This is a genomic window from Paenibacillus sp. P4_E11, from assembly GCF_056401635.1.
The window spans coordinates 1-11,190 of sequence record NZ_JBFUIX010000127.1 but is presented as its reverse complement, the minus strand read 5'-3'; the positions used below and the strand labels follow the sequence as shown (position 1 = coordinate 11,190).

At 48.8% G+C, this 11,190-nt stretch carries 10 protein-coding genes; 3 read left to right on the top strand and 7 right to left on the bottom strand.

Annotation, left to right across the window (positions count from 1 at the left end; all coding sequences use genetic code 11):
* On the top strand, window positions 1-688 hold a 688-nt coding region (locus AC1DWB_RS28560), incomplete at its 5' end, for an RNA-guided endonuclease InsQ/TnpB family protein (protein WP_477544496.1).
* A 204-nt stretch (window positions 689-892) separates the two neighbouring features.
* Here the strand turns inward: AC1DWB_RS28560 and AC1DWB_RS28555 are convergent.
* A complete protein-coding gene (locus AC1DWB_RS28555) occupies window positions 893-1,333 on the bottom strand; it encodes a GNAT family N-acetyltransferase (RefSeq protein ID WP_477544495.1) in 441 nt (146 codons plus the stop codon).
* Window positions 1,334-1,500: 167 nt separating this feature from the next.
* Between AC1DWB_RS28555 and spoVB the strand changes: the two genes are divergently transcribed.
* The gene (spoVB, locus tag AC1DWB_RS28550) at window positions 1,501-3,033 is read left to right on the top strand and encodes a stage V sporulation protein B (protein ID WP_477544494.1); all 1,533 of its coding nucleotides are present in this window, start codon (window positions 1,501-1,503) and stop codon (window positions 3,031-3,033) included.
* Window positions 3,034-3,111: 78 nt separating this feature from the next.
* Here spoVB and AC1DWB_RS28545 read toward each other — a convergent pair whose 3' ends face one another.
* From AC1DWB_RS28545 to AC1DWB_RS28535, 3 genes are all read right to left on the bottom strand, one after another.
* Complete coding sequence (locus AC1DWB_RS28545; RefSeq protein WP_477544493.1) at window positions 3,112-3,522, bottom strand: hypothetical protein; 411 nt, start codon at window positions 3,520-3,522, stop codon at window positions 3,112-3,114.
* A gap of 219 nt (window positions 3,523-3,741) precedes the next feature.
* Entirely contained in the window at window positions 3,742-5,058 is a 1,317-nt protein-coding gene (locus AC1DWB_RS28540) for an FAD-dependent oxidoreductase (protein WP_477544492.1), read from the bottom strand.
* Window positions 5,055-6,362, bottom strand: a complete 1,308-nt coding sequence (locus AC1DWB_RS28535) for an ABC transporter substrate-binding protein (protein ID WP_477544491.1) — start codon at window positions 6,360-6,362, stop codon at window positions 5,055-5,057. Before AC1DWB_RS28535 ends, AC1DWB_RS28540 begins: the two co-directional genes overlap by 4 nt.
* A gap of 177 nt (window positions 6,363-6,539) precedes the next feature.
* Here AC1DWB_RS28535 and AC1DWB_RS28530 point away from each other — a divergent pair, with 177 nt between their 5' ends.
* Window positions 6,540-7,352, top strand: coding sequence for an AraC family transcriptional regulator (locus tag AC1DWB_RS28530; protein ID WP_477544490.1), 813 nt, complete (start codon window positions 6,540-6,542; stop codon window positions 7,350-7,352).
* A 624-nt stretch (window positions 7,353-7,976) separates the two neighbouring features.
* Here AC1DWB_RS28530 and AC1DWB_RS28525 read toward each other — a convergent pair.
* From AC1DWB_RS28525 to AC1DWB_RS28515, 3 genes are all read right to left on the bottom strand, one after another.
* Window positions 7,977-9,785, bottom strand: coding sequence for a pectate lyase family protein (locus tag AC1DWB_RS28525; RefSeq protein ID WP_477544489.1), 1,809 nt, complete (start codon window positions 9,783-9,785; stop codon window positions 7,977-7,979).
* A 21-nt stretch (window positions 9,786-9,806) separates the two neighbouring features.
* Window positions 9,807-10,439, bottom strand: a complete 633-nt coding sequence (locus tag AC1DWB_RS28520) for an SGNH/GDSL hydrolase family protein (protein ID WP_477544488.1) — start codon at window positions 10,437-10,439, stop codon at window positions 9,807-9,809.
* On the bottom strand, window positions 10,417-11,190 hold a 774-nt coding region (locus AC1DWB_RS28515; protein ID WP_477544487.1), incomplete at its 5' end, for a hypothetical protein. The genes AC1DWB_RS28520 and AC1DWB_RS28515, both read right to left, overlap by 23 nt.

The window sequence follows — 11,190 nt, the reverse complement described above, 5'->3', positions numbered from 1 at the left end:
GAGTTATGAAGATGGGAAAGCAGCAACGGAAAACCAAGGAAATCAAGTTGTTGGTGTTGATTTGGGTGAAATTCATTCCATCACAGCGACGACCACAGAAAACAAAGCTGTCATCATCACAGGAAGAAAAGTAAGGAGCATACACAGGCTTAGAAACAAGAAGGTAGCCGAGCTGCAAAAACTCATGAGCAAGTGCAAAAAAGGCAGTCGTCAATGGAAAAAGTACAAAAAAGCGAAAATGTACGTGCTAAGCAAAAGTGACCGCCAACTAAACGATACCATCCACAAAACAACAAGACAATTCGTACAGTGGTGTACGGAAAATGATGTAAAAACGATAGTAGTTGGCAAAGTGGAAGGCGTACAGAGGAACACTAAAAAGAAAAGAAGAAAAATCGTAAATCAAAAGTTATCCAATTGGAGTTTCGGTAAAATTCAAAAGCAACTCGAATACAAGCTCGAAGAACATGGAACAACGATGAAGACGATAGATGAAAGCTATACAAGTCAACAATGTCCTTGTTGCGGTAGAAGGAAAAAGACGTCTACAAGAAATTATAAATGTTCCTGCGGCTATGAAGAACATCGAGATGTTCACGGTAGCAAGGGAATTTTATCCAAATATCTTCATGGAGACATACGCGATTTGGGCAAAACGAAAGAAGTCAAGTATCTACGGATAGCCTAACGCTAGAAGTAGTAGATGGTGAGTTCCCACCCACTTGTAAAAGTGTTGCTTACGATAGCTTGCTGTTCGGTTTCCGCTACATGAGTAGCGAAAGACAGTAGCCAACCTGCTGTCTTGCAGAAAGTTACGGCAAGTAATGGTAAGAAACCCCTACTTCTTAGTGAAGCGTAAGTGGGGGAGGTTCATTGGGTAGTTCAAAACTAACTAACGATACATCTGGACAAACCACATTTTAAAACCATGTTTCTCGTAAAACCCTACAATTTGTTGCCATTGCTTCGTTGCAGAATAAACGATTGAACGAGTGATGCCTTTTTGTTCCGCAGTCTGGAGAAGATGATCCACCAACTGATGTCCTATATTGTCATTGCGATGTTCTGGTCGAACATAAACCTCATCGATTTCAAGATAACGCTCGCCTTCTTCAATCACTGCCGTTCCATCGCTCACATGTACACTGCCAAACACGTAACCAACGATCTCCGAATTAAGTTCTGCCACCCAAAAATAATCCCCGATCAGATTTCTTAGTAATTCTTCACTATTTGCTCCTAATCCATAGGTAATATTCTCGGTCGCCCACATTTGAGAACATTTTGACGCATGTGGAAGATCTGTTTCAGTAGCGAGTCTCACAATCACCATTTCATTTCCCCCAATAAATATTAGATAATTATTTAATTTCAATATAAGGCCTAGTGACGCGAAAGGGAAATTCCGACGAACGAGGTGCGGCTGGCTTGTTCGCATGTATTCGGCCTATCCGAATATATATAGAAGAAGCACCCTATTCCAAGTAAAAGAGGCATCTCATGCAAAAACAATCATTTGTGCGGGGGACGTTTATGTTGACAGCGTCGTCCTTGACTACGAGAATACTCGGATTTGTCAGCGGCATTTTTCTGGCCCGTTCCTTGGGAGCGGAAGGCATCGGACTATTGATGATGGCTCATCCTCTCGTACCATTAGTCATTACATTAACTGAACTAGGACTGCCGGTTGCCATTTCGAAGATGGTGGCCGAAGCGGATGTCAAAGGCGATAAGCTCAAGGAGAAGCGGATTCTCGCCGTTTCCCTCGCCATCACGGGGACGTTAAGCGTCATCTTGACCTTGCTGGCCCTGCTCGGCTCGAAGTATATAGCGGCCCTGTTCCTGACCGACCAGAGAGCCTACTATGCAATGCTAGCCATTACGCCGATCGCACCGATCGTCGCCATATCGGCCGTGTTGAAAGGCTATTTCCGCGGTAAGCAGCATATGAAGTCGATCGCGTTGTCGGACGTCTTCGAGCACATGGCCCACATTGCATGCATGCTCGCTCTCGTGCATCTTTTGCTTCCATACGGAATTGAATTTGCTGCTGCTGGCGCCATGGTCGGCGCTGTTGTAGGCGAAGGGGTCGGGCTGACCTATTTACTTACAAAGTACAAGCAATATCAGAAGAACGACGGATTGCGCCAAAAAGCTTCTGTGCATTTGCGGCACGGAAAGCGCACCTTCACTGAGCTGATGCAGATGGGTTTGCCGACTACCGGCCTCGGCTTCGTCCATTCAATCTACAGCGCGTTCCAGCCGATGCTGATCACGAAAAGCCTTGCCCTGTTCGGACTCGGTACCGCCATGGCGACCAAGCAGTACGGGTTGCTCGTCGGCTACGCCTTCCCCCTGCTCGTCTTCCCGAGCTTCATAACGCATTCATTATCGACAGCGCTTATCCCGGCAGTTAGTGAAGCGATGGCGAATCGCAACGGGATGGAGGTGCAACGGCGATTGGATCAGGCGATGCGGATCGCGCTACTCGTGGGGGCTCCGGCCACCGTCATTTTATACATATGGGCTACACCTTTGACGACGTTGCTCTATAACGCACCCGAGGCGGGTCCGCTCCTTAAGCTGCTTGCACCGGTGTTTTTCCTTCATTACTTCGAGGCACCGCTTCATGCTGTTCTGCTCGGGCTCGGCAAAGCAAGTACCACAATGTGGAACTATGTTGCGATGACGATCTTGAAAGCTGCGGCGATATATTTTCTTGGCAGCCAGTTCGGGATTACCGGAGTCGTGCTCGGGATGAACTTCGGCTTTTGCTTCATCACACTGCTCAACTTCTTCTCTATTTCGGGACTGATCGGTTTTTATTTGGATCTCAGAAGGTTCGTGAAAGTAGCTCTCTGCATGGCTACGATGGCTATCTCTGGACAGTACGCCTATTCGTACGCGCAGCATATCGGTATGCAGCCGCTGTGGAGCTTGCTAAGCTCGATTAGTATCGCGATCATCGTATTTTGGGCGACACTTGTGTTGACGAATACGATTAAATATCGAAACGTTTTACGCTTTGGCTGACCCGGAGGCATAGATCTCGATTTCAGATAAAACAGAAAAACCGGAGGCTCCGCCTCCGGTAAAACTACATAGAAATAATTAGCTAATAATACGAATAGGAGAACCGATTATTTGACCAACAATATTCCCGGCTGTTTCCTCTGAGGAATACGTATTGATGGGCTGGCCGCACGCAACGGACATTACTCCGCCTGCAACACCATTAAAGAAATCTTCCGCACCGGCTTTGCTTCCTCCTGCTACACTTTCTAGTTCGGATTCAGACAACTCGTTATCGGGCAACTGGATCGCAGGCAATACGATACTTAAATTATACACGGTTTGATCAAGCACGCCGATCTTGAAGCTAGCGGGCACTTCTACACCGGTTTCTTGCAATACAGCCGCGTGAATATCCTTCAGGCACAAGCTTCTGAACTCCAGATCAGTTGCCGCTCTCTCTCCTACCTGCTGAACAATGGATTCCAATACCTCTTTACTCCAAGCCATCGATTATCCCTCCATAATTTGAAATGATTTATGTGCGTTGCTCCAGTTAGTATCTATAATGTTACCACAAATTTCCATGATAGAATAGCGAATGTTGGCAATCTCTACCGAAAAAAAGAAAAACCCGCGGTTTAAGCGGGTTGGAGTCGGACTGAATTCTCTCTTCGTCTGGTTCGATTCGCATCCAATCGAAGTCCACCATATTCATGCGTCCAAACTTTAGCGACTGCCCGCGTCCTTTGGAACAATAGCGCCGAATCGCTCCAGTTGTTCTCGCAATTGCGCCATAGGAACGTCTCGCACTGAACAATTCCGTTCGACGGCGAGCGCCGCCGCCATACCGGCCGCCTGTCCGGTCGCCATGCAACTGGCCTGGACGCGAAAGGCCGAATTGGCCATCCGGTCGCCTGATACGCACCGTCCGGCAACGAGCAGGTCATCGCTTCCTTTCGGAATTAAAGCCCGGTAAGGCAGCGTCGGAACGATTCCAGGCGCAATCATTTTTTGCTCGATATGAAATCCGCTATGGTGATGCAGATCGATTGGATAAAAGCTGTAACATACCGCATCTGGCCAAACGTAGCCAGACACGTACGACTGTTCGTCGACTTCTACTTCCCCATCGATGCGCCAAGTTTCGCGAATTCCGCATTCGTTAGCAAAATAACGGACCTCGAGCTTTTCGCACCCCGGTACCCGGCGCAGCATCGTTACGGTGTCCAGCAAATGCCGTCGCGCCTTGACTTCTGCCATCGTTCTCGTCTCCGATGCTGAACCATCGATGCCTTGAACGTGCATGTTGATCCGTCCCGACTTCAGGTCGTGGTACAGTCCGTTGCGGCTGCGGTCTGCTTCCCCGTTCCGGAGTGCCTCCTCATACGTTCGATTCAGCTTGTCGGGGTCGACCGTTGACAGATCGTACCCGCCAATATCGTTGATCAGTGTACCCGGTTGAAGGTGCTCACCTTTTTTTCGCGAGTATCCCATCATGCCTGCCACGTCGGCGTCGCCGGTCGCATCGATCAGCTTGTTCGTCTTGAACCATTTTAAGCCCGACTTGCCGACGAGCGCGACGTAGGTTCCATCCTCGCCTTGTAGAATCGCTGCAGGCATTTCGTGCAACCGCAAGTTTACGCCCGCTTTGAGGCAGAGTTGGTCCAGCACGGCACTGTATATAAACCGGTTCACCAAAACTTGATGCATCCAATGCTTTTGCGATATAACGGAGAAATCCGGAAGCTCTGCTCCGCCCAGCTCTGCGGTTCGTTCAATGATTTCCCATCCGATACCGCGAATGACTTGCCTGCCCCAGGCGTGAAACAGACCGGGGAAGTTGACCGAGGCTACGATTGTCGTGCCGCCGAGTATGCCGTTTTTCTCCACGAGTGCCGTTCGCTTTCCGGCCCGCGCCGCCTGAATCGCTGCCGTGCATCCTGCCGATCCGCCGCCGAACACCATAATGTCGTACTCCTCATGAACTGCATCTCCCGCCGGCCTCGGGATAGCAAGCTGCCCACCGTTTAGCCCACGACTCATTTGCGCACCGCTTCTAACGCTTTATTCGCTTGCTCCTCGGCCACTCGTAGCGCCGTGTTCACGTCCATCTCGCCCATCATGACCTTGGTTAGATTCTCACTTAGCTGCGACGTCACCTTACCCTCGTCTGAGGAGCGCACGATCGGAGCGGCGGGTTTATTCGTAAACAATGCTTCGACGATTTGTTTGTCTTTAAAGGCGGTGTCTTGTGCGAACGCATCCCGGACCGCTTTCGTTTTGACCACGGGAATGAATCCTTTCCGTGACAACTCCATCTGGAAATTGTCCGAAACCAAAAACTTCAATACTTCCATCCCCTGATCCTTGTACTTACTCGTGCTTGCAATGAAGAGACCGTTCGGATAAGGCTGCGAGCCGACCCCGGGCAAATCGCTGAACACTGGCAAGCTGACAATTCCCCAATTGAACGTGTTAAAGTCCGGCTGCAATTGCAAATAAAAATTCATGACGAACATAGCCATATTTTTGTCTTTCATGAAATTATCGTTGTTGAATATTTTATTTAATGAGGTTAAGTATTTGCGATATCCGTCTGCCTCGGTCGGTTCGAGAATCGTCTTGCTTACGAGCTTGCGGTACGCATCAGTATTGATCGCCGCTTTGCCCTCTTTGACGAATGGTAACGAATAAGGATTCATCGTGAGCATGTGATTGACGGAAACGCCAAGACCGATATATTGGCGATCGTCGAAGCGGGTCAATCGTTTGCCGAGCTCGATGGCTTGATCCCAGGTCATTCCGTTTTTCGGATACCCGACGCCGAATTTGTCGAAAATGTCCTTGTTATAATAAAGCACCAGCCCTCCGTCGTGAAGCGGAAATCCGTACAGCTTCCCTTTGTCACTGAGCGAATCGAACACCGCTGTTTCGAATCGGCTCGTGTCGATTTGATGACTCTTCATGAGCGGGGACAAATCGTAGTTATACCCGTTATCGATAATATTGGCTCGCATACCGCCCAACGAATCATGAATGAGATCGATCGTTTGGCCGGTGGCGGTCACACTTTGCAGCGTGTTTTTGGCCGATCCCTGGATATAGGTGAATTTGTATTTCGGAAACTTTTGCTTAAGCGCTGTCCCAAACCTTTCGTTCCATACCTCTTCTGTATTGCCGACTGCCCCGAAAATAACAAGCTCTGCCGGCTCGTCGGCATAAGAATTTGTCGCCACCACGGGCGACGGGTCTTCCGTCTTGTTATTCGTCGCACTGCAAGCTGCGGACAGCAAAGCGATAACGAGGACCAGGCCCGTTACGATTGGCATTCGTTTGGTGGTTCCCATTTAAATGCTCCCCTTTGTCTTTTTTAGGTACGGCAGGCCTGCTTCCCTTATTTATTGTAGATGAAACCGCTTTACTTTCACCATACACTTTTGTAATCTAAACTATATACAAATGATCGCCGCTTTGGCGTAGTCAGTCCGTTCATCGACGATGATGCAGGAAGGGAGAGTATGAGGATGTCTTTTCCTTTATGCGGGCATATACCGCGGCTAACGTATTTTCGGCACGTAGTCCGACGTGAACAATTTTTTCAATATGAAAGCGTTCAGAACGAATGGATCGTCTTTGCGGTGGAAGACGGGTCGTTTTATTACGAAATCGAAAACCATCGCGCAACCGCTTCTTTCGGCGATCTTGTGTTTTGTCCACCGGACGTCGTCTTTCGGAGGGTCGTCATTTCCCCGATAACCCTTTTCGTTCTCCGAATGGGCTGGGGAGACGACCAAGGCAACGAGCTCGATCCGTTGCGTCTGGACCGCATTCCGATCGGTAAAGTCAGCCTGCGCAATACGGAGAAGCTTATTGACGATTACGTCGCCATGAAGCATCATAACTTTCTTGACGAACGATGGAGCATGATCGGCAGAAGCCATTACTTGCACCATATTTGGCTGATGTACTGCGAACAGGCGGAGCAACTGCCGACCGCCGAAGCTCCCCGGTCGTCCGATCCGCTCATTCAGAAGGCGACAAAGCTCATTCAAGCGCAAGCGTTCGAGCAGTTCAGCCTGAATGCAATAGCCGTATCCCTCGGCGTTAGCCGTGTACAGCTATGTCAGAAGTTCCATGCCGAACTGGGAACGACCCCGATCAAATACGTGACCGCCCTTCGTCTCGAAAAAGCGAAGAAGCTGCTCGTCGAAACGAATTTGACGCTAGATCAAATATCCGAATGTTGCGGCTACCAGAACGGGTTTTACTTAAGCCGCGTATTTAAAAACAACTACCTCATGACCCCGAAACAATACCGCTTGGAGCACCGCTTGTAAAAAGGTTCAGGCTGCCGAACCAAGGTGATTCTGACCCTCATCTCATGATGGCCGCACTGATCGGGATGCGCTACAGTACACCAAACTAGGTGCAATTACGAAACGAAACGAGGCTGCCGAATAATTCCGGCCACCTCGTTTCTGCTTGTTATTAAGCTATCGCATTTCGTTAGCTGAAACCATAAATCCTGCCATCTCAAATAGTTGTCTATTATATAACAGTCGGCTGCACGACTGTCATGACAGTGCCTTCTCCGGCAACGCTCTGCACCTCGATGCAGCCGTTATGCCGCACGATGATCCGCATCGTGATGGTCAACCCCATCTTCATGTTCGAGCATGTGACAATGCCATAAAAAAAACGTCCGTTCCTCTGTATGTGATCGCAGGGTTAGTCTTCCTCATGGGCGTGGCGATTTTCGTAAGTTGAAGGACGGCATGGAACCTGTACCGGAGAAAGCCGCAGGTAACTAGCTGTAGCTGTCAGACTCGAGAACTGCAATTGTGGATGGAGGTCGAAAATAAAAACAGAGAAGATCTTGCTATCCGCAAGGCCTTCTCTTTCCTAGGCATTCCTGTCTTTTCCACGGGGACACCCCAAACCGGCATCCTTATGTACGTTTATCATTTAAAAAAATTCGAAGTTGTGAAATGGATCGTAATGCCGACTTTCGCATCTACCAAAGTTGTGCCCGTTTCTTCGTAACAATAGACGTCGAACTGCGTCATCGTACCGTAATCCCGCCAATCGGTAGGGCTTGGATTGTTTCTCGGAATCACTTTGCAAAATGCTGCGTAAGGCGATTCCGAATAATTCCGGTAAGGAGTCGCATGAATGATTGGCGAATAAAACAGATTGCTACCTAAGAGGACACGGTAAACCCCAGTGGCCACGTGTGATGTAGACACTACACCAACCGGAAACGATGTACCGGCGAGTGTACCGTCCGTCTTAATAAAAATATTTGCTACCGCTGCATAGAAGCCATTGGTCGGAGTTCGAACTAAGTTGGAGTTCAATAGACTGTTGGTTTCATCGGAGACAACGATGTTTCGGGACGTTTGACTATAGGACAAAAGTAATTTCCGCGTTTCGGCGCTGCTGGAATCCGGTTCGAAAGGCGCGATAAAGTACTTCTTACCTACGATGCCCGAATCGTCGATACGGTTGTAATTCCCTTTATTGGCTCCATATCCGCTGGCCCAATCTCCGACATAAACGGTCTCCGCTGGATGAACTTTCACGTTCAACATCGTCGGGAACGACTTATGAATGTCATATCCATGGCCGGTATTTGCTTCAAACCAACAGTTCAACAGAGTAAGGAGATGAATACGAATCTTTACGACCAATCCGTTCACGTTTTTTTCGAATCCCGAATTGGAAATCCGCACATTGATCAATTCCTGATTTGCAACGGGGTCCGATGGATCTGTAGACCTTTGCTCCAATAAGAACCCATTATCGTTAAATTCAAAAGAACTATCTTCGATGTTGAACATCGTCGAGCTAAGACCATTGCTCGATAACCGCCTCGGGTATAAGGCGATTCGGCATTTATGGAAAAAGCAGCCTACGAAGTGCACGAACACACCTTCTATATCCACGCCAATATCAAAAAATAATACCGTTATATTCTCATAAGTGCCGCGAAATGTGTAGCCATTCATGCACACGGATTGAGTTGGAGGTTCGTTAACTGTATCGCTGCCTCTAGTACCGTATATTTTCAGGTTTTTGAGATCAGGTAACAATCCCCCGGTCCCCAGCGCTCCGTTCAAAAAAACACCTGTTTTGTGTTTGTAACGCAGGATGGAATTCGAACCAGAATCTCCTTCGATCTTGCATTTTACTTGAAGTCCGTTCGTAAAGGAGAAATCGCCCTCTGGAACAAACAGATTGTACCCTTCCGCTGCACAGTAGTCGATCGCTTGCTGGAAGGCAGCCGCATTGTCCGTCAAGCTATCGTCGGCCCCGAACCACTTGACATTGACGTTCCCCTCGAAGATCCGCTTGAATCGGGCCCCTGATACGGTAGAGACGACAATGGTTCCGGTATTGTCGAGCAACGTAGTGTCCGTATTGTCATAGTAGAAGAATCCCTCTTTCCAACGATCACGAACGAGATACAGGGTATCTGTCGCTGCCATAGTTATCGCTCGTAGGTCGGCGATCGTTACAGCCATACAGCAGCAAGCCCCTGCTTCCGGATTCGATCCGCCGCCATAAGTGGCCATTGTCACCGTCGAGTTCCCGGCAAGTGCCGTCCCGAACGTATTCGTCAGTACCCCTCCGGCCAACATGGCGAGACCGGTTGTGCCTAGTGTGGTCAGCAGCTTCCTTCTGCTTACGCCGTCGTTCGCTCCTTCGAACTCCTGCATTTCATCGTTTGAGCTAGTATGCTGTTGGTCGTTCGTCTCGTTTTTCAGCATGTTTACCTCCATGGAATGAAATTAATGACTTGATTGTATGGCCATCTTGATTAGGGGAAGTAGGATTCGATGCCCCAAACTGTTTAAGTGGACACCATCGTTGTCAACCGTAAAACTGATAGAAAACAGTTGATCGTCATCCTTCGTCTCCGATGCGGTTATGGCATTGATATCTACAAACCCTGTTCCAAGCTGGACGCTAACTTCTTTTACCATGTGACAGTAAGCGAGCAGTCTGGATTGATTGGATTCGGTACCAGACCGGTTCGTATATGTGCATACATACGGGGGCRTCATAAGAATCACATGTGGTGAAGCGGCACTCGAGCCTTCCCCGTAACTTGCACTGTGAATTCGGCGTACGATTTCCCTCAAATTCCTAGCGTACTGGTCGAGCTGAATCTTCGGTTTCGTCTGATTTATATAAATCGCATGATCGTTTGTACCCAACATGACCGTTACGAGATTCGGGCGGTACTTCAAGCATTTATCCTCCAGATTCTGAAGCACATCCGCTGTCGTCCACCCCCCAACGCCACTGTTCACCATGTCCGTTAGCGATAGTTCGCGGGCAGCTTCCTGGAGGTGTTCAAAGTATACCTTTACCCCTACTCTATACGCGGTAATCGAATCACCTAAGGCTACGTATCTCATCGGTATTTCCCTCTTCTCTTACCGAAGCTTTGTACTTGACCATAACCTCCAGTTTTTCAACAACAATATCAATACCGGGCCGAAATGGAAGTCTATCTATAATCCTTACTCCTATCCGATTATTACCTACTTTAAACAACCCGATTGACGGCTTCAGGGATACCTGCAACAGACGCTGCTCTGGATTGACTTCATAATATCCGTTCCCCCCGGAGTTTGGTTGCGGTTGAGGGGAGAAGATCTGCGGATCCTTCCAATCCGCATCATAGGCATCTATCTCGACGAGTACACCATTAATAGTGACCTCCATTTGATCCCCGATCTTAGCTCTGAACAGGACAAGCTGCATTGATACGGATTCTATTTGTTCCAAATAACATATAAGATCATCGCACACGTATAACGATAGATCTGTTGTGCGCCCGTCATTGTCCAGGACCGCAGGAAGAGGCGCATTATCGTTGCGATTAAAGTAGCCTTCTGCCCATGGATACCCGCCCCGGCGTTCCACTACAAACCGTTTGTCCTTGAGCTTCAGGGTCTCCAAACTGCCTATCTCCTGGTAAGCCAACCGATGAGAAGGTGGACCACCCGAATATCTCAGTGAACCGTTGTTCGCATAAACCTCAGCTGTCGCGCTAGACCAGTTGAACGTTTCAACACCGTCCGCGCCTTGCTGACGCCAGTTACCGAACACCCAGTTGAACGTTTCAACACCGTCCGCGCCTTGCTGACGCCAGTTACCGAACAC